Origin of the sequence: Streptomyces sp. NRRL B-24572, assembly GCF_002156145.1 — a bacterium.
Classification (GTDB): Bacteria; Actinomycetota; Actinomycetes; order Streptomycetales; family Streptomycetaceae; genus Streptomyces; species Streptomyces vietnamensis.
The window spans coordinates 1-17,983 of the sequence record NZ_MWIG01000349.1; the positions used below are offsets into that span (position 1 = coordinate 1).

Sequence of the window (17,983 nt, forward strand, 5' to 3'; positions counted from 1 at the left end):
GTCGGTACCGGGACGGCCTCGACCGGGGAGGCCGCGAGCGGCGGGGTCGGGACCGGGACGGCCTCGACCGGCGAAGGGGCGACCGGGGGCAGGTGCGCGGCGGACGCCGGGTGTTCGACGGGGGTCAGGCGTTCGACGGGTGCGGACTCGACCATCGGGGACGACGCCGGTTCCTCCGGGGAGGGGGGTTCGGCGGCGTGGCCCTGCACGGGCACACGGGCGTACGGCGGTACGCGGAAGTCACGCAATGTCGCCGTGCGTACCACGGGCTCCTGACCGGCCCCCTGAGTCATCGACCCCTCCACCACCGTCGCGATGCCCTGCACATCGCGGACCGGCCTGGTCGGGGTGGTCCGCGGTGTCGTCCGCCCATCATAGGAATGAGCGTCCTCCTGTGTGACGCACCAGGGGTGGTGAATCCGGGTCCACTCCGGGTTCACCGGTCGTTTCGCCCGAATTAGGAAGGTCCAGTCCAGGGTCGAGACCGGTACGGTGACCGGTTTCGCCGTTCCCGCCCACGGGCAGGGGCGGGGACGGCGGGTCGGATGACGGCGGGGTCAGTCCTTCGCGGGCGAGCGCGGCGGGCTGACCGTGGTGCGTGGCGAACGGCGCTGCGAGGACGTACGGACGATGAGTTCGGTCGGTATCACCTGCTCGACCGGACCGTCGGTGTCGATCCCCTCGATGGCGTCGATGAGGAGCTGGACGACGGCCGTGCCGATCCGGCGCGGCTTGAGCGAGAGCGTCGTGATGGGCGGTTCGGTGGTGGCGTAGACGGTCGACTCGCTGCAGCAGACCAGCAGCAGGTCGTCCGGGACGCGCAGTCCGTAGCGGCGCGCGGCCGCGAGGAGATCGGTCCCGTTGGGGTCGAAGAGGCCGTACACGGCGTCGGGCCGGTCCGGTCGGGCGAGCAGCCGGTCGGCCGCGACGGCGCCCGCGCACGGGTCGTGCGCCGGATAGGCCTCGTAGACGGGGTCCTGGCCCACCCGTTCGCACCAGTTGAGGTACGCGGTGGTGGACAGGCGGGTGTACGTGTCGGTGGTGGTTCCGGTGAGGAGGCCGATCCGGCGGGCGCCGGCGTCGGCGAGGTGGTCGAGCAGGTCGAGGACGGCGGCTTCGTGGTCGTTGTCGACCCAGGCGGTGACCGGAAGGGTGCCGGCCGGGCGTCCGTCGGAGACGACGGGGAGGCCCTGGCGGACCAGTTCGGTGACGACCGGGTCGTGGTCGGAGGGGTCGATGACGACGGTGCCGTCGAGGGCGACGTTCGACCAGACGTCATGGCGGGAGGTGGCGGGGAGGATGACCAGGGCGTAGCCCCGGGCGAGTGCCGCCGATGTGGCTGCTCTGGCCATCTCCGCGAAGTACGCGAATTCGGTGAAGGTGAAAGGTTCATCCCCGTACGTGGTCACGGTCAGGCCGATGAGTCCCGACTTGCCGGTGCGGAGCGTGCGGGCCGCCGCGGATGGGCGGTAGCCCAGCCTGTCGGCGACCTCGCGGACGTGGCGGCGGGTGGCGTCCGGGAGTCGGCCCTTGCCGTTGAGCGCGTCGGAGACAGTCGTGATGGAGACCCCGGCGGCGGCGGCCACGTCCCGGATGCCTGCCCGGCCCTGCCGGCTTCCCCGGGTCTGTGCCCGGCTCACCTGGTGCTTCCCTGCTGCTGTCATGGCGAGCCGATAGTAGGGCGATGAGGGGTGGTCGAGACGGTCGCATATGCAGGCGTTGACAGGCACGTTTCTGCATGATCGAAAAGCCTCAATAGGCGGTTAATCGAAGGTAGTTGGGGTCTCTGTCGTGCGATCTGGGGTCATCGGGCGGTCCAGGCCTGGCGAGGGGGCGAGGTCTCGAAGAGGTCTCAACTCACCTCTACGGGGGATGCGCGCCACGGCGCCCGCCACCGGCGCACGCCACCCGTCCGCGCGCTCCCCCTCTTCCCGGCCGGGAGCGGGGCCGTGTCCACAGCGTGTCCCTCCTGTTGTCCACAGCCCATTCGCAGCGGGGGCGAATCCTCTTAAGGTGAGGAGTATTGGCGGTACGGACGGTCGAGGAGGCCACACTGTGAGCGAGACCAGCGGGACGAGGACCGGCAGCCCCAGGCTGCGCGCCGAGCTGGACGGCGTCCCCACCTACAAGCCGGGCAAGCCGGCTGCCGCGGGCGGGCCCGTGGCCTTCAAGCTGTCCTCCAACGAGAACCCCTACCCGCCGCTGCCGGGCGTCATGGAGACCACGCTCGCCGCCGCCGCGAACTTCAACCGCTACCCGGACATGGCCTGCACCGGTCTTACGGAGGAGCTGGCGAACCGCTTCGGCGTGCCCGTCTCGCACCTGGCCACCGGCACCGGCTCCGTCGGCGTCGCGCAGTCGCTGCTCCAGTCCACCTCGGGCCCGGGCGACGAGGTCATCTACGCCTGGCGCTCCTTCGAGGCGTACCCGATCATCACGCAGATCAGCGGGGCCACCTCGGTGCAGGTGCCGCTGACCGAGGGCGAGGTGCACGACCTCGACGCGATGGCCGAGGCGATCACCGAGCGCACCCGGCTGATCTTCGTCTGCAACCCCAACAACCCCACGGGCACCGCGGTGCGCCGGGCGGAGCTGGAGCGCTTCCTCGACCGGGTGCCCTCCGACGTCCTGGTCGTGATCGACGAGGCGTACCGGGAGTTCGTCCGCGACACCGACATCCCGGACGGCATCGAGCTCTACCGCGACCGGCCGAACGTGGCCGTGCTGCGCACCTTCTCCAAGGCGTACGGCCTGGCGGGGCTGCGGGTGGGCTTCGCGGTCGCCCACGAGCCGGTCGCGGCGGCGCTGCGCAAGACGGCGGTGCCGTTCGGCGTGAGCCAGCTGGCGCAGGACGCGGCGGTGGCCTCGCTGCGGGCCGAGGACGAACTGCTCGGGCGGGTCGGCTCGCTGGTGGCCGAGCGCGAGCGGGTCCATGCGGGGCTCGTGGCCCAGGGCTGGACCGTGCCGGACACCCAGGCGAACTTCGTCTGGCTGCGGCTCGGCGAGCGGACCATGGACTTCGCGGCGGAGTGCGAGCGGCACGGCGTGATGGTGCGGCCGTTCGCGGGCGAGGGCGTGCGCGTCACGATCGGTGAGTGCGAGGCGAACGACCTGTTCCTGAAGGCGGCGGAGGGCTTCCGCCGGGGCTGATCGAGAGCGAGGGCTGATCGAGCCAGGACTGATCGAGCCAGGACTGATCGAGCCAGGGCTGACCGAGCCAGGGCCGATCGGCGAGGGCCGATCAGCTCGCGACGAGTTCCACGCGGATCGGGTCGCCGTCCCTGACGGTGGCCAGGATCCGCGGGTCGCCGTCGAGCGCGCCGAGCAGGTTGCACGGGCTCGCGAGCCGGCATTCGTCACCCCGCGAGACCGGGGTGGGACCGTAGGGGAGGGCGAGCGCGTCGCCCTCCGTCCAGAACGCCACCGTGCCCGGCTCGACGACCTGCTGGGCGTCGGACTCGAGCGCGGCGGAGACCGGCGTGTCGAAGTAGACCTCCTCGCCCCAGGTACGGGCGGTGGAGACGATCGGAAGAGCCCCCACGAGCGCCTTGCTCGTGGAGGTTTCGTCGATGGTGGCCGTGGTGTGGCCGGCGGGCCAGGAGATGCGGATCCGAAGGGTCATGCCCCGATTCAACAATATGTTGAAGATCTCGGGAAGGGGTGACCTTCGGGTAGGGGGACCCCGCTCTTACGTACGGATTTCGTATGAGCCATAATGCTTGTGAATGTGAACGCGTTCACAAGCGTGTCCTGCTTCCTCCCTGTTTGGGTGGAACCCGCCAGGCAGACTGCCCGCTGTGACCACGTCGAGTAAGGAGAAGACGACGTGAACCTAGCTTTGGCGCCGGAGACACTGGCGCGCTGGCAGTTCGGCATCACCACCGTCTACCACTTCCTGTTCGTACCCCTGACGATCTCGCTTGCCGCGCTCACCGCCGGCATCCAGACCGCCTGGGTCCGCACGGGCAAGGAGAAGTACCTCAGGGCGACGAAGTTCTGGGGCAAGCTCTTCCTGATCAACATCGCCATGGGTGTGGTCACCGGCATCGTGCAGGAGTTCCAGTTCGGCATGAACTGGTCCGACTACTCCCGCTTCGTCGGCGACATCTTCGGCGCCCCGCTCGCCTTCGAGGCGCTCATCGCCTTCTTCTTCGAGTCGACCTTCATCGGTCTGTGGATCTTCGGCTGGGACAAGCTGCCGAAGCGGATCCACCTCGCCTGCATCTGGATGGTGTCGATCGGCACGATCCTCTCCGCGTACTTCATCCTGGCGGCCAACTCCTGGATGCAGCACCCCGTGGGCTACAAGATCAACGAGGAGCGCGGACGGGCGGAGCTCACCGACTTCTGGCAGGTGCTCACCCAGAACACCGCGCTCACCCAGTTCTTCCACACGATCACGGCGGCGTTCCTGGTCGGCGGCGCGTTCATGGTGGGCATCTCCGCCTTCCACCTGGCCCGCAAGAAGCACATCCCGATCATGCGGACCTCGCTGCGGCTCGGCCTGATCACCCTGATCATCGCCGGCCTCGGCACCGCCATCAGCGGCGACCTGCTCGGCAAGGTCATGTTCAAGCAGCAGCCGATGAAGATGGCCGCCGCCGAGGCGCTCTGGGACGGCGAGGCGCCCGCACCCTTCTCCGTCTTCGCCTACGGCGACGTCGAGAAGGGCCACAACACGGTCGCCATAGAGATCCCGGGCCTGCTGTCCTTCCTCGCGAACGACGACTTCAGCTCGTACGTCCCGGGCATCAACGACGTCAACAAGGCCGAGCAGGAGAAGTTCGGGCCCGGCGACTACCGGCCCAACATCCCCGTCGCCTACTGGGGCTTCCGTTGGATGATCGGCTTCGGCATGACCTCGCTGGGCGTCGGAGTGATCGGCCTCTGGCTGACCCGGAAGAAGTTCATGCTGGCGCCGGGGATGCGGACCGGTGAGGACGAGGTGCCGAACCTGGTCCTGTTCAAGCGGAAGGCGCTCAGCCCCCGCCTGGGCAAGTGGTACTGGATCGTCGCCCTCTGGACCATGGCGTTCCCGCTGATCGCGAACTCCTGGGGCTGGATCTTCACCGAGATGGGCCGTCAGCCCTGGGTCGTCTACGGCGTGCTGCGCACCCGTGACGCGGTCTCCCCCGGAACCTCCCAGGGCGAGGTCCTCACCTCGATGATCGTCTTCACCGCGCTCTACGCGATCCTCGCCGTCGTCGAGGTCAAGCTCCTCGTCAAGTACGTCAAGGCGGGACCGCCGGAGCTCACCGAGGACGACCTCAACCCGCCCACCAAGATCGGCGGGGACTCTCGTGACCCCGACCGGCCCATGGCCTTCTCGTACTGAGGCTCAGGAGATCGAGGCATGGAACTCCACGACGTCTGGTTCGTCATCATCGCCGTCCTCTGGATCGGCTACTTCTTCCTCGAGGGCTTCGACTTCGGGGTCGGCATCCTGACCAAGCTGCTCGCCCGCGACCGGGCCGAGAAGCGGGTCCTCATCAACACCATCGGACCCGTCTGGGACGGCAACGAGGTGTGGCTGCTCACCGCCGGCGGCGCGACCTTCGCCGCGTTCCCCGAGTGGTACGCGACGCTGTTCTCCGGCTTCTACCTGCCGTTGCTGATCATCCTGGTCTGCCTGATCGTCCGGGGCGTCGCCTTCGAGTACCGGGCGAAGCGGCCCGAGGAGAACTGGCAGCGCAACTGGGAGCAGGCCATCTTCTGGACCTCGCTGATCCCCGCGCTCCTCTGGGGCGTGGCCTTCGGCAACATCGTCCGGGGCGTGAAGATCGATGCCGACATGGAGTACGTCGGCGGCTTCTGGGACCTGCTCAACCCGTACGCGCTCCTCGGCGGCCTGGTCACGCTCACCCTCTTCACCTTCCACGGCGCGGTCTTCGCCTCGCTCAAGACGGTCGGGGACATCCGGGAGCGGGCGCGGGCGCTCGCGTTCAAGCTGGGCCTGGTCACGGCGGTGCTCGCGCTCGGCTTCCTGATCTGGACCCAGGTCCACACGGGAGACGGCGGGAGCCTCGTGGCGATGCTGGTCGCCGCGGTGGCGCTCGTCGGCGCGATCGGGGCCATCAGGGCGGGGCGCGAGGGCTGGTCGTTCGCGCTCTCGGGCGTCACGATCGCCGCCGCGGTGGCGATGCTCTTCCTCGCGCTCTTCCCGGACGTCATGCCGTCTTCGCTCGACCCGGAGTGGAGTCTCACCGTGACGAACGCTTCGTCGAGCCCGTACACGCTCAAGATCATGACCTGGTGCGCGGCGATCGCGACCCCGCTGGTGCTGCTCTACCAGAGCTGGACCTACTGGGTGTTCCGCAAGCGCATCGGTACGCAGCACATCGCCGACGCACACTAGGGCTGACGCCCGACGCTCACTAGAGGGGCATGTTTCACGTGAAACCGATCGATCCGCGCCTGCTCCGGTACGCCAGGGCCACCCGTCTCTTCCTGATCGCGGTGGTCGCGCTCGGCCTCGTCGGAGCGGCGCTGGTCATCGCCCAGGCGATGCTCATCGCCGAGATCGTGGTGGGGGCCTTCCAGAAGGCCCAGTCGGTTTCCGATCTGACCACGCCCCTGCTGCTGCTCGCCGGAGTCGCGGTGGCGCGGGGGCTCGTCTCCTGGCTGACCGAGCTCGCCGCCCACCGGGCGAGCGCGGCGGTCAAGTCCGAGCTCCGCGGCCGACTCCTCGGCCGCGCGGCCGCACTCGGGCCCGGGTGGCTGAGCGGGCAGAAGGCCGGTTCGCTGATCGCCCTCGCCACCCGGGGCGTGGACGCCCTCGACGACTACTTCGCCCGCTATCTGCCGCAGCTGGGCCTCGCGGTGGTCGTGCCGGTGGCCGTCCTGGCCCGGATCGTCACCGAGGACTGGGTCTCGGCGGCGATCATCGTGGTCACGCTGCCGCTCATCCCGGTCTTCATGATCCTCATCGGCTGGTACACCCAGGCCCGGATGGACCGGCAGTGGACGCTGCTCTCGCGGCTCTCCGGCCACTTCCTGGACGTGGTGGCCGGCCTTCCCACCCTCAAGATCTTCGGCCGGGCGAAGGCCCAGGCCGAGTCGATCCGCGCGATCACCTCCGAGTACCGCCAGGCGACGATGCGGACGCTGCGGATCGCCTTCATCTCCTCCTTCGCCCTGGAGCTGCTCGCGACGCTTTCGGTCGCGCTGGTCGCCGTGACCATCGGCATGCGGCTCGTCCACGGCGAGCTCGACCTCTCCACCGGGCTCGTCATCCTGATCCTGGCGCCCGAGGCGTACCTCCCGCTGCGGCAGGTGGGGGCGCAGTACCACGCGGCGGCGGAGGGGCTCGCGGCGGCGGAGGAGATCTTCGACGTCCTGGAAGCCCCGGTGCGGGATGCCGGTACGGGGGCGGTGCCCGCTTCCGTACGGCTTGATCTCGATCGGGTGACGGTGCGGCACGCGGGGCGTGCCGAGCCCTCGCTCGACGCGGCGACGCTGACGGTCGAGCCGGGCGAGACGGTGGCCCTGGTCGGGCCCAGCGGGGTCGGGAAGTCGACGCTGCTCGACGTCCTGCTCGGCTTCGCGGTGCCGGAGGAGGGCGGTTCCGTACGGGTCGGGGGCGTCGACCTGGGGTCGCTCGACCTGGAGGCGTGGCGGGACCGGATCGCCTGGGTGCCGCAGCGGCCGTACCTGTTCGCGGGGACGGTCGCCGAGAACGTACGGCTCGCCCGGCCGGACGCGTCCGACTCGGCGGTACGGGAGGCGCTGCGGGACGCGGGGGCGGACGGGTTCGTCGCGGGGCTGCCTTCGGGAGTCGACACGGTCCTCGGCGAGGACGGTGCGGGGCTCTCGGCGGGGCAGCGGCAACGGCTCGCGCTCGCCCGGGCGTTTCTGGCGGACCGGCCGTTGTTGCTGCTGGACGAGCCGACGGCGGCGCTCGACGGTGCGACGGAGGCGGGGGTCGTCGACGCGGTGCGGCGGCTTGCCGCGGGGCGGACCGTGGTGCTGGTCGTGCACCGGCCGGCGTTGCTCGCGGTCGCGGACCGGGTGGTGAGCCTTGGCGGCGATGTGCCCGCTCCGTTTCACGTGGAACATGCGCCCTCGACGAGCCCGGTCGTGCAGGCGTCCATGGCCGGCTTCGTGGACGAGGAACCCCTCACGAGCCGTCCCGGACAGGTGCCGGTGGCGTCCTCGTCGGTGCTCGCGCGGGTGCGGAGCATGGCGGGGGAGCTCAAGGGACGGATGGCGCTCGCGCTGTTGCTCGGGAGTCTGGCGCTCGGGTCCGCCGTGGGGCTCATGGCCGTGTCCGGGTGGCTCATTTCGCGGGCCTCCGAGCAGCCGCCCGTGCTCTATCTGATGATGGCCGTCACCGCCACGCGTGCCTTCGGCATCGGGCGGGCCGTCTTCCGGTACGCCGAGCGGCTCGTCTCGCACGACGCCGTCCTGCGGATGCTCGCCGACCTGCGGGTCAACGTCTACCGGCGCCTGGAGCGGATCGCCCCGGCCGGACTGCGCCGCACCCGGCGCGGTGACCTCCTCGCGCGGCTCGTCCAGGACGTCGACGCACTCCAGGACTACTGGCTGCGCTGGCTGCTCCCGGTGGGGGCCGCGCTCCTCGTGGGGGTCGGTTCCGTGGGGTTCACCGCCTGGCTGCTGCCCGAGGCCGGGGTCGTCCTCGCCGTCGGGCTGCTGGTCGCGGGCGTCCTCGTGCCGACGGCCGGCGGGGCCCTCGCCCGCCGGGCCGAGCGGCGGCTCGCCCCCGCGCGCGGCGCCCTGGCGACCGCCGTCGCCGACCTGCTGCGCGGCTGCGCCGAACTGACCGTCGCCGGTGCGCTCCGGAGCCGGATCGAGCGGGCCCGGGACGCCGACCGTGCCCTCACCTCCATCGCCTCCCGGCAGGCCGCCGCCACCGCGCTCGGGGCCGGGCTCTCGGCTCTGGTCTGCGGCCTGACGGTCGTGGCCGCCGCGCTCGTCGGCGTCCAGGCCGTACGGGACGGGCGGCTCGACGGGGTGGCCCTCGCCGTGGTCGTCCTGACCCCGCTCGCCGCCTTCGAGGCCGTCACCGGGTTGCCTCTCGCCGTCCAGTACCGGCAGCGCGTCAAGCGCAGCGCCGAGCGGGTCTTCGAGGTGCTCGACGCCCCCGTCCCCGTACACGAGCCGCGCACGCCCGCCGCTCCCCCGGCGAGCCCGTTCCCGCTTGAGCTGGCCGGGCTCTCCGCCCGGCACGCCGGGCAGGACCGGCTCGCGCTCGACGACTTCGCCCTCACCCTGGAGGCCGGGCGGCGGGTCGCGGTCGTCGGCGCCTCCGGCTCCGGCAAGACCACGCTCGCCCAGGTGCTGCTGCGGTTCCTGGACGTGGAGGACGGTGTGTACCGGATCGGTGGCGTGCCGGCCTGGGAACTCGACGGCGACGCCGTCCGGCGGTTCGTCGGGCTCTGCGCCCAGGACGCACACCTCTTCGACAGCTCCGTCCGCGAGAACCTGCGGCTCGCCAGGGTCGGCGCGGACGACGGGGAGCTGCGCGAGGCGCTGCGCCGGGCCCGGCTGCTCGACTGGGTCGACGGGCTGCCCGCCGGACTCGACACCCTCGTGGGCGAGCACGGTTCGCAGCTCTCCGGCGGTCAGCGGCAGCGCCTCGCGCTCGCCCGGGCCCTCCTCGCCGACTTCCCGGTCCTCGTCCTCGACGAACCCGCCGAGCACCTGGACCTGGCCACCGCCGACGCGCTCACCGACGATCTGCTCCGGGCCACCGAGGGCCGCACCACCGTCCTCATCACCCACCGGCTGCACGGCCTCGACGCCGTCGACGAGGTGGTGGTCCTCGACGAGGGCCGGACCGTGCAGCGCGGCCCGTACGCCGAGCTCGCGGTGGCCGACGGACCGCTGCGGCGGATGCTGGAGCAGGAGGAGGAGAGCGATCTGCCGGTCGGCGCGGCCACCCGGACGACTTTTCTTGCCAAATAGGACTTACTAGGCTCAAGGTCATGACCGCCGCCGCGTCGTCCGAGTCCTCGGACCCCCTGGAAGCCGCCACCCGGGCCACCCGCAGCCTCCAGGGGCTGTCCACGGAGCTCACCGCCCGCGTGCCGCAGCTCCTGGAGGCCATGCGCTCGGTCGGCACCGGCCTTGAACTCCACTCCACCCTCGACCGGATCTGCGAGACCGCCGCCGAACTCGCCGACGCCCGCTACGCCGCGATCGGCGTCGTCGACGACGAGGGTGAGGGCCTCTCCGACTTCGTCACCTTCGGCGTCGACGAGGAGACGGACCGCCGGATCGGCCGGCGCCCCGACGGCCACGCGGGACTGCTCGGCGCGCTGATCCGCGATCCGCAGACCATCCGCCTCGCGGATCTGTCCACGGACCCGCGCGCGGCCGGCTTCCCGCCAGGACATCCGCCGATGCGGACCTTCCTCGGCGTCCCCATCCGGGTTCAGGGCGAGATCTTCGGCAACCTCTACCTCGCGGAGAAGCACGGCGGCGGCGAGTTCAACGACTACGACGTGCACATGGTCCGGGTCCTCGCCACCGAGGCCGGCATCGCGATCGGCAACGCGCGTCTGTACGAGGCGGCCCGGCAGCGCGAGCGGTGGATCGACGGCTCGGTCGCCGTCACCACCGCGCTGCTCTCCGGCGGCGACGCGGACGACGCCCTCACGGTCGTCGCCGAACAGGCCCGCCGGCTCGCCGACGCGGACGCCGGGATCGTGCTGCTGCCCGCCGAGGAGGGCGGCCTGGAGATCGTCGCCGTCTCCTCGCCCCGGCCCGTGAAGTCGCTCGGCGTGGTGATCCCGCCCGAGAGCGCCGTCGTGAAGCAGCTCCTGGAGGGCGAGGCGGTCTTCGTGGCCGACGCCGCCACGGACCCGCGCATGATCAGCCGGCTGACGGCCCCGTACGGACCGAGCATGATGCTGCCGCTGCAGAGCGGCGGACGGGTCCTCGGCGCGCTCGCCACGCCCCGGGCGCGGGGGGCCAGGCAGTTCACGGAGGCGGAGCGGACGCTCGCCACCCAGTTCGCCTCGCAGGCCGCGCTCGCCCTGATGATGGCCGACGCGCAGCGCGACCGGGAGCGCCTCGCCGTCTACGAGGACCGCGACCGGATCGCCCGCGACCTGCACGACCTGGTCATCCAGCGGCTCTTCGCCACCGGCATGATGCTGGAGGGCGCCCAGCGCAGGTCGATCGTGCCCGCCGTGCGCGAGGGCGTGGGCAAGGCCGTGGACGAGCTGGACGTGACGATCCAGGAGATCCGTACGGCGATCTTCGCGCTCCAGCAGGGCCCCGCCGAGGCGCCGTCGGGGCTGCGCACCCGCGTCCTGCGGGAGATCAACATGGCGGCCGTGCCGCTCGGCTTCAAGCCTGCGCACCGCTTCCTCGGCGCGATCGACGCGACGGTCGGCGAACTCACCGGCAAGAACCTCATCGCCGCCCTGCGCGAGGCGCTCTCCAACGCGTTCCGGCACGCGGAGGCGGGCCGCATCGAGGTGGTCGTCGACGCCGGGGTCACCCTGCCCGACGGCTCCGCCGGGGTACGGCTCTCGGTCGCCGACGACGGCATCGGCATCCCGGCGGGCGGGCGCCGCAGCGGCCTGCGGAACCTGGCCCGCCGGGCCGAGTCGCTGGGCGGCGCGAGCTGGTGCGGCCCCGGCCTGGGCGAGGACGGCGGCGGGACGACGGTGGTGTGGGAGGCCCCGCTCTAGGGCCAGGCGTCGCGGGGCGGGCGGGAATTGACGACAGGCCCTAGGCCCGGCCCGGTCCGACGGGAACTGCCAGATCCGACGGGGAGCGCCGGACAGGCCCTAGCTCGCGGTCTCCTTGCTCGCGAGGGCTTCGGCGACGAGCTGTTCGATGACGACGGCGACACCGTCCTCGTTGTTGCCGACCGTGCGGCCCGAGGCGGCGGCGATGACGTCGGGGTGGGCGTTGCCCATCGCGTACGAGCGGCCGGCCCAGCTCAGCATCTCGATGTCGTTCGGCATGTCGCCGAAGGCGACGACCTCCTCGGCCGCGATGCCGCGCTCGGCGCAGCACAGGGCCAGGGTGGAGGCCTTGGAGACGCCGTGCGCGCTGATCTCGACGAGGGCGGTCGGGCTGGACCGGGTGAAGGCGGCCCGGTCGCCCGCCGCCGCCCGCGCGGTCGCGAGGAACGCGTCGGGGTCGAGCTCGGGGTGCTGGGCGAGCAGCTTGAGCACCGGGGCCGCCGAGCCGGGCGCCTCCTCGAAGAGGAGCTTCTCGGCGGTGGCGACGGTCGCGCCGGGGTCGAGGAAGAAGGGCGGGTACTGCGGCTCGTAGTGGATGCCGGTGGTCAGCTCGACGGCGAAGGACGTCCCCGGCGCGGCGGCCCGCAGGGCGCGGACGACGTCGAGCGCGACCGGCCGTTCCAGGGGGCGGACCTCGAGGAAGGTGCCTCCCGCGTGGAGGTCGACGACGGCGGCGCCGTTGGCGCAGATGGCCAGGCCGTGCCCGTGGACGTGGTCGCTGACGACGTCCATCCAGCGGGCCGGGCGGCCGGTGACGAAGAAGACCTCGATCCCGGCCTGCTCGGCCGCCGCGAGGGCGGCGACCGTGCGCTCGGAGACGGACTTGTCGTCGCGGAGCAGGGTGCCGTCGAGGTCGGTGGCGATCAGCCGGGCCACCGGGGCGGAAGGGCGCGGGGAACGGGGAGAGGTCACCGCCCCATTCTTCCGTATCCGGCGCACGGGCGTGCGAGGTCCTGCACATATGAGTGCGCTCTGTGTCCGTTCATGTACTCAGTACGCGGCCTCCACGACGGCCCGGGCTGAGCGGCGGGACCGGTGCGGTCCGGCCCGATTCGGCGCGTCGGGATGGGTGTGCCGGGATGTCTCGGCCGGGACGCGTGCGCCGGGATGTGTCCGTAAACCCCTGTTCGTTTTCGCCGTGACGGGGAAGACCCCTGGGAGCTGACGGGGTCTCCAGGGAGGGCGGGCATGGTCGCGGGTCGGCGACGCGCGAAGTGCGACTCCTGCGGTGTGCCGTGCGGGACGTGGGTCGCGAGCCTCGGGATGGCCCTCTGCGTGGAGTGCGAGCGGGCCGGCGCGGAGCACCCCACGCGCGAACCGGTGCTGGTGGGCGACGTCCTGGCCGCCCTGACCGACGTGATGGCCCAGGGCGTCCGCGTCGTGGAACAGCGAGGGCGGTCGGACGGTGCGGTACGGGATCCGGTCGGGCCGGGTGGCGCCGTACGGGATCTCGTGGCGTCCGGGGGTGTCGTACGGGACGGGCTGGGGCCGGCGCGGGACGCGCTCGGGGCGGAGCGAGCCGAGCGGGACGGGCTCGGGGCGGCGCGGACCGTGCGGGACGGGCGCGGGGCCGGCGCCGGGGTTCCGGAGGCCCGGGCCGCGTCGCTCGGGGTCTGTGACCGGTGCGGGGCGCGTACCGAGTGGCATCGCACCGTACGCGGCCGCTGGATCATGATCGAGCCCGGAGAGCTGACGACCGTGCTCGTCCCGGCGGGCAGGCGCTGGCGCGTCGCGGGCGACGGGACCGCGGTCAACCTGGGCCCGGCCGTGCCGTCCGACACGTGCCGGGTCAGCCACTTCGACGTCTGCCCGGCCCGCCCGGCACCGGCCGACTCCCCGGTCATGCTCGCCCTGTGGCGGAGCCACGCCCGGCGCATGGCCTGACGGGCGCCGCCCCCGGGCGGTCCGGGACGCTCAGCCCAGCTGGGCCGGCGCCTCGGTGGCGATGTTCTCGAAGACGGTCAGGTCGGCCGCGAAGTCGGAGTCCGCGATCGGCCAGTGGATCACGATCTCGGTGAAGCCGAGCTCGCGGTGGCGCCCGGCGAAGTCGACGAAGGCGTCCACGGACTCCAGCGGCCGGCCCCGGTCCGGGGTGAAGCCGGTCAGCAGGATCTTGTCCAGCTCGGCGACGTCCCGCCCGGCCTCGGCGCACGTCTTTGCGAGCTTCTCGACCTGGCCGCGCAGGGCCGCCACCGACTGCTCGGGCGTCCCCTCCTCGTACAGCTTCGGGTCGCCGGTCGTCACCCACGCCTGCCCGTACCGCGCGGCCAGCCGCATCCCGCGCGGTCCGGTCGCCGCCACCGCGAACGGCAGCCGCGGGCGCTGGACGCAGCCGGGGACGTTCCGCGCCTCGTCGGCCGAGTAGAACGTGCCCCGCTCCGTCACCGCGTCCTCGGTGAGGAGCCGGTCGAGGAGCGCCACGAACTCGCCGAACCGGTCCGCCCGCTCCTTCGGCGTCCACGCCTCCTGCCCGAGCGCGGTGGCGTCGAAGCCGTTGCCGCCCGCGCCGATGCCGAGGGTGATCCGCCCGCCGGAGACGTCGTCCAGCGTGATCAGCTCCTTGGCGAGCGTCACCGGGTGCCGGAAGTTCGGCGAGGTCACGAGGGTGCCGAGGCGGAGCCGCTCGGTGGCCGTCGCCGCCGCGGTGAGCGTGGGCAGCGCACCGAACCACGGGCCGTCGCGGAAGCTCCGCCAGGAGAGGTGGTCGTAGGTGTACGCGGCATGGAACCCGAGGTCTTCGGCCCGCCGCCAGGTCTTCTTTCCTTCCGCCCACCGGTGGATGGGGAGGATCACCGTGCTAAGACGCATGTCCTCGACGATACGCGGAGTCTCCCGCTGCCATGAATGTGCCGACGGTCGAGGTCCGGAAGCACGTCGACGTCGAGACCGGGGCCGTCACCGTGGCGACGTGGTCACGCCGAGTGAGGCCGAGCCCGAAGCGACGACCGAGAGCCGACCACCGACACCCACCACGGGGACGAACGCCCGACCTGCGTTCCCGCGGTTCAGGCTGGGACGGGTGGACGAGGCCCGTCTGAGGTCACGAGGGTGCCGGGGCGGATCCGCTCGGTGGCCGTCGCCGCCGCGGTGGGTCCGGGCCGTCCGTCCGATCGGGGGCGGACGGCGTGCCGAGCAGACGGCTCATCGTCTCGGCGGCGCGGACGGCCGCATCGCCGCAGCAGTTGTTGAAGAGGACGTGGACCTCGCGGGCCCGGTCGGCCATCACGCGGACGGCCGGCGTCCAGGAGGAGAGTTCCTCGGGCGTGTACCGGTGGCGGAACCGTTCCTCCTTCGTGCCGGTCCCCCAGGCGCGGTTGCGGCCGTGGAAGCGCACCACGGCGAGCCGGTCGGAGGTGACCGGGGTGACCGGCGGGATGGACGTGGGGAGTGACTGCACCATGTCCACGGCCACGGCAGTCAGGTCCAGCTCCGTCAACAGGTCGAAGGTGAAGGCGGAACGGTCCGGACGCCACCAGTCGGGATGCCGGAACTCCACGGCAACCGGCCAGCCCTCGGTGCGCTCCCGGCACTGGCGCAGCACCGACGTCGCCGTCGTGCCCGGAGCCAGCCATGGAGGGAACTGGAAGAGAACCGTCCCCAGGCGTTCCGCCCGGAGCAGGGGCTCGAGGGCTCCACTGAAACGGAGCCACACCTCGTCGAGCAGCGCGGGGTCCGCCTCCGCTCGGCCGTGCCGCCCGGCCGCTGCCTGCCGCAGATCGGCCGGCAGCGCGCCGGGTCGCGTCGGATGCCCGGTCAGCAACGAGAACGCCTTCACGTCGAACCGGAAACCGGCCGGTGAACGCTCGACCCAGAGCGTGCTGTTGCGCGTGCTGGGCAGCGCGTAGTAGGTGGCGTCCACCTCGACCAACGGAAATCTCGTGGTGTAGTACCGCAGTCTGGCCTCCGCGCCGCGGTGGCCTTCCGGGTACCAGCCGCTGGACAGCAGTTCCTTGTCCGTCCACGAACACGCGCCGACGAGAATGTCACCCATGACCACCGTCTTCCCGGCCCCGTGCCGCGGACTCTCTCCCGGTGTTCGCGGTTCCCTCGGAAGTGAGCGGGTTTGCCCCCGTGCAGCGGTCGACGGCAGGACCACGGTGCCCAGGCGCGGGGTCATGTCGCCGGGCCCACGGCGGTCAGCGGACGCGGGAGCTCATCCAGGGAGTGAGGGTGCTGCCCGTGACCAGTTCCTTGTACGTCTCGTCGCCGGGCAGCGGGACGACCAGCCACCAGCCGGGCGGGAAGAAGCGGCCCTTCACATGGGCGAGGCCGCCGTGGACGGAGCGCAGGAAGGCGGGGACGGAGTCGCGGGGCACGTCCGCGAACTCGATGCCGTCGACGGTGATCAGGGCGTCGTCCTCGGGGAAGACCTGGACGGTGACCGAGGGGGAGCCGCCCAGCTCGACGTGGGCCTCGTGCGGCAGCGATCCGTCGGGGTCGAGGACGGCGAACGCGCCGGAGGAGGTGCGCCGGGAGGTCTGGTCCGCGCCGATGGAGTCGTCGACCGTCATCTCCAGGTGGAACTCCCGGGCGATCTCGCGGATCGCGGTGACGGCGGCTTCGGTGGTGGGGAGGTGCGGGTGAGCCATGGGAGCGATCATGCCGCACGGGCCCCGGCGGCTCAGGAGGGGAAGCGGAGGAACTCCGGCGGGACGGCGTCGGTCAGCCAGACCCCGTTGGCGCTGACGCGGAAGACGTGCCCGGCCCGCCGCATCGCGCCGGCGTCGACGCTCAGCACCACGGGCCGTCCCCGGCGCGCACCGACGCGGGTCGCCGTCTCCCGGTCGGGGGAGAGGTGGACGTGGTGGCGGGCCATGGGCCGCAGCCCCTCCGCCCGGATCGCGGGGAGCCGGTCCGCGACCGTGCCGTGGTAGAGGTACGCGGGCGGTTCGGCGGCCGGCAGGTCCAGGTCGACCGTGACGGTGTGGCCCTGGCTGGCGCGGATGCGGGTGCCCTCGATCGCGAAGCGCTTCTTGTCGTTGGTCGCGACGACGTGGTCGAGCTCCGCGCGGGTGATCGGGAAGCCGTGATCGGCGGCGGCCCGGAGCAGGGCGTCGATCTCGGTCCAGCCGTGCGCGTCGAGGGCGAGTCCGATGCGCTCGGGCTGGTGGCGCAGATGCTTGGAGAGGTACTTCGACACCTTCACGGTGCGTCGTTCATCCATCTCGATTTCTTCCCCGTTCAGGTTTGATCCACAAGCAAGTGGAGTTATCCACAGGCGAGTTTGAGATTCTGTGGACAACGGGGCTGCGGGGTCAAGGCATTTATCGAAGTTCCTCGTCTTCATGGCTCCTTGCGGCAAGTGCGTCCAATGTCCTTTTGTTGAGCTCCCGTTCCGTGGACGCCGCGATGAAGGCCTCGACGCCCTCCGCGCCGACCAGGCTCTGCACGGCGCGTATCGTCCCGGCGGGGAGCGACACCGCGCGGGGCTGGTCGTCCTTCATCAGGGGCGGGTCCGGCGACAGGTGGATCTGGAGGTGCCGGGTGGCCAACAGGCGCATCGCCCGAGCCAGTTCGGCGTCCACCGTCTGCTGGGCGAGCGGCCTGAGCCGTCGCACCATCGTCGCCGCCTCGGTCGCGTCCGCGTCCGTCGGCGGCCGGTGCTCCAGGTAACGCGCGAAGACGTGCTCGGTCGTGAACTCCAGGAAACGGGAGGCGATGTGCTCGACCTGATCGCGAAGTTCCCGCAGGTGGCCGGTGATCGCCGCCAGCGGCACCCCCGCCGCGTACAACTCGGCGGCCACCGCCAGCTCTTGCGGGCTCGGTACGAGGTACTCCTCGGTCTCCCGGCCCTCTCGTCCCGGCAGCCGCTCCAGTACGCCGAGCTCTATGGCCTCCCTGATGGCCTCCTCGTCCGGAGTGCCGCCGAATCGGGCGTCCAGCTCCGCGCGGGAGATCCGGTCCGCCTCCTCGTCCGTCCACGGCCCGTGGACCTCCGCGACGAGCCCGAGCACCCCGCCGAGCCCCCGGCCGGTGTCCCAGGCCTCCAGGAGCTCCTTGATCGAGGCCAGGGTGTAGCCCCGGTCGAGGAGGTCGGCGATCTGCCGGAGCCGCGCGAGGTGCGCGTCCCCGTACACGTTCGACCTGCCCCGCCGCTCCGGGCGGGGCAGCAGACCGCGGTCCTGGTAGGCGCGGATCGTCCGGACCGTGGCCCCGCTGTGATGGGCGAGATCCTCGATCCGGTACTCCGGCTGTGCTGACTGCTCGGACAAACCCGCTCCCACCGACCGCTTCCTCCGCCCCGGGGCGGAGGAAGCGGTCGG

Annotated in this window: 14 protein-coding genes and 1 pseudogene; 6 read left to right on the forward strand and 9 right to left on the reverse strand. The window is 71.9% G+C overall.

What is annotated here, in order from left to right; genetic code table 11:
• Together CCN56_RS21335 and CCN56_RS21340 are read right to left on the reverse strand one after the other, a co-directional pair.
• Positions 1–293: pseudogene (locus CCN56_RS21335) on the reverse strand (serine/threonine protein phosphatase); the annotation flags it as partial.
• A gap of 264 nt (positions 294–557) precedes the next feature.
• Positions 558–1,664, reverse strand: a complete 1,107-nt coding sequence (locus tag CCN56_RS21340) for a LacI family DNA-binding transcriptional regulator (protein WP_041130217.1) — start codon at positions 1,662–1,664, stop codon at positions 558–560.
• Positions 1,665–2,055: 391 nt separating this feature from the next.
• Here CCN56_RS21340 and hisC point away from each other — a divergent pair, with 391 nt between their 5' ends.
• Positions 2,056–3,150: a histidinol-phosphate transaminase gene (gene hisC / locus CCN56_RS21345; RefSeq protein ID WP_086829093.1), complete on the forward strand. Its 1,095-nt coding sequence runs from the start codon at positions 2,056–2,058 to the stop codon at positions 3,148–3,150.
• Positions 3,151–3,241: 91 nt separating this feature from the next.
• Here the strand turns inward: hisC and CCN56_RS21350 are convergent, their stop codons facing one another.
• A complete protein-coding gene (locus tag CCN56_RS21350; RefSeq protein WP_086829094.1) occupies positions 3,242–3,622 on the reverse strand; it encodes a cyclophilin-like fold protein in 381 nt (126 codons plus the stop codon).
• 204 nt (positions 3,623–3,826) lie between these two features.
• Here CCN56_RS21350 and CCN56_RS21355 point away from each other — a divergent pair, with 204 nt between their 5' ends.
• Genes CCN56_RS21355 through CCN56_RS21370 form a run of 4 tightly spaced genes read left to right on the forward strand, consistent with a single transcriptional unit; the run spans position 3,827 to position 11,660 of the window.
• Positions 3,827–5,335, forward strand: a complete 1,509-nt coding sequence (locus CCN56_RS21355; RefSeq protein ID WP_086829096.1) for a cytochrome ubiquinol oxidase subunit I — start codon at positions 3,827–3,829, stop codon at positions 5,333–5,335.
• 18 nt (positions 5,336–5,353) lie between these two features.
• Positions 5,354–6,355, forward strand: a complete 1,002-nt coding sequence (gene cydB, locus CCN56_RS21360; RefSeq protein WP_086829098.1) for a cytochrome d ubiquinol oxidase subunit II — start codon at positions 5,354–5,356, stop codon at positions 6,353–6,355.
• A 29-nt stretch (positions 6,356–6,384) separates the two neighbouring features.
• On the forward strand, positions 6,385–9,924 hold the full coding sequence (gene cydD, locus CCN56_RS21365; protein WP_179199933.1) for a thiol reductant ABC exporter subunit CydD: 3,540 nt from the start codon (positions 6,385–6,387) through the stop codon (positions 9,922–9,924).
• Positions 9,925–9,944: 20 nt separating this feature from the next.
• Positions 9,945–11,660, forward strand: coding sequence for a GAF domain-containing sensor histidine kinase (locus CCN56_RS21370; RefSeq protein ID WP_086829099.1), 1,716 nt, complete (start codon positions 9,945–9,947; stop codon positions 11,658–11,660).
• Between the two features lie 99 nt (positions 11,661–11,759).
• Here CCN56_RS21370 and CCN56_RS21375 read toward each other — a convergent pair whose 3' ends face one another.
• A complete protein-coding gene (locus tag CCN56_RS21375) occupies positions 11,760–12,632 on the reverse strand; it encodes an HAD family hydrolase (RefSeq protein ID WP_086829101.1) in 873 nt (290 codons plus the stop codon).
• 276 nt (positions 12,633–12,908) lie between these two features.
• Between CCN56_RS21375 and CCN56_RS43315 the strand changes: the two genes are divergently transcribed.
• Positions 12,909–13,604, forward strand: coding sequence for a DUF6083 domain-containing protein (locus CCN56_RS43315; protein WP_179199934.1), 696 nt, complete (start codon positions 12,909–12,911; stop codon positions 13,602–13,604).
• A 30-nt stretch (positions 13,605–13,634) separates the two neighbouring features.
• On the opposite strand, the gene CCN56_RS21385 is transcribed toward CCN56_RS43315, so the two are convergent.
• The 5 genes from CCN56_RS21385 to CCN56_RS21405 form a co-directional block, all read right to left on the reverse strand.
• A complete protein-coding gene (locus CCN56_RS21385) occupies positions 13,635–14,528 on the reverse strand; it encodes an LLM class flavin-dependent oxidoreductase (protein WP_086829105.1) in 894 nt (297 codons plus the stop codon).
• A 232-nt stretch (positions 14,529–14,760) separates the two neighbouring features.
• Positions 14,761–15,711 carry a DUF72 domain-containing protein gene (locus CCN56_RS21390; RefSeq protein ID WP_086829107.1) on the reverse strand — a complete coding sequence of 317 codons (951 nt, stop codon included), beginning with the start codon at positions 15,709–15,711 and terminating at the stop codon, positions 14,761–14,763.
• Between the two features lie 145 nt (positions 15,712–15,856).
• A complete protein-coding gene (locus CCN56_RS21395; RefSeq protein ID WP_086829109.1) occupies positions 15,857–16,309 on the reverse strand; it encodes a hypothetical protein in 453 nt (150 codons plus the stop codon).
• A 32-nt stretch (positions 16,310–16,341) separates the two neighbouring features.
• Positions 16,342–16,884: an RNA 2'-phosphotransferase gene (locus tag CCN56_RS21400; RefSeq protein WP_086829111.1), complete on the reverse strand. Its 543-nt coding sequence runs from the start codon at positions 16,882–16,884 to the stop codon at positions 16,342–16,344.
• Positions 16,885–16,984: 100 nt separating this feature from the next.
• Positions 16,985–17,932, reverse strand: coding sequence for a MerR family transcriptional regulator (locus CCN56_RS21405; RefSeq protein WP_086829113.1), 948 nt, complete (start codon positions 17,930–17,932; stop codon positions 16,985–16,987).
• Positions 17,933–17,983 lie beyond the last annotated feature (51 nt).

What these genes read in the sequence shown, in the direction of transcription:
- CCN56_RS21390 (WP_086829107.1), bottom strand. Translation starts at nt 15,711, where the DNA reads ATGGGTGACATTCTCGTCGGCGCGTGTTCGTGGACGGACAAGGAACTG.
- cydB (WP_086829098.1), top strand. Translation starts at nt 5,354, where the DNA reads ATGGAACTCCACGACGTCTGGTTCGTCATCATCGCCGTCCTCTGGATC.
- CCN56_RS21385 (WP_086829105.1), bottom strand. Translation starts at nt 14,528, where the DNA reads ATGCGTCTTAGCACGGTGATCCTCCCCATCCACCGGTGGGCGGAAGGA.
- CCN56_RS21370 (WP_086829099.1), top strand. Translation starts at nt 9,945, where the DNA reads ATGACCGCCGCCGCGTCGTCCGAGTCCTCGGACCCCCTGGAAGCCGCC.
- cydD (WP_179199933.1), top strand. Translation starts at nt 6,385, where the DNA reads ATGTTTCACGTGAAACCGATCGATCCGCGCCTGCTCCGGTACGCCAGG.
- CCN56_RS21340 (WP_041130217.1), bottom strand. Translation starts at nt 1,664, where the DNA reads ATGACAGCAGCAGGGAAGCACCAGGTGAGCCGGGCACAGACCCGGGGA.
- CCN56_RS43315 (WP_179199934.1), top strand. Translation starts at nt 12,909, where the DNA reads ATGGTCGCGGGTCGGCGACGCGCGAAGTGCGACTCCTGCGGTGTGCCG.
- CCN56_RS21350 (WP_086829094.1), bottom strand. Translation starts at nt 3,622, where the DNA reads ATGACCCTTCGGATCCGCATCTCCTGGCCCGCCGGCCACACCACGGCC.
- CCN56_RS21395 (WP_086829109.1), bottom strand. Translation starts at nt 16,309, where the DNA reads ATGGCTCACCCGCACCTCCCCACCACCGAAGCCGCCGTCACCGCGATC.
- CCN56_RS21400 (WP_086829111.1), bottom strand. Translation starts at nt 16,884, where the DNA reads ATGGATGAACGACGCACCGTGAAGGTGTCGAAGTACCTCTCCAAGCAT.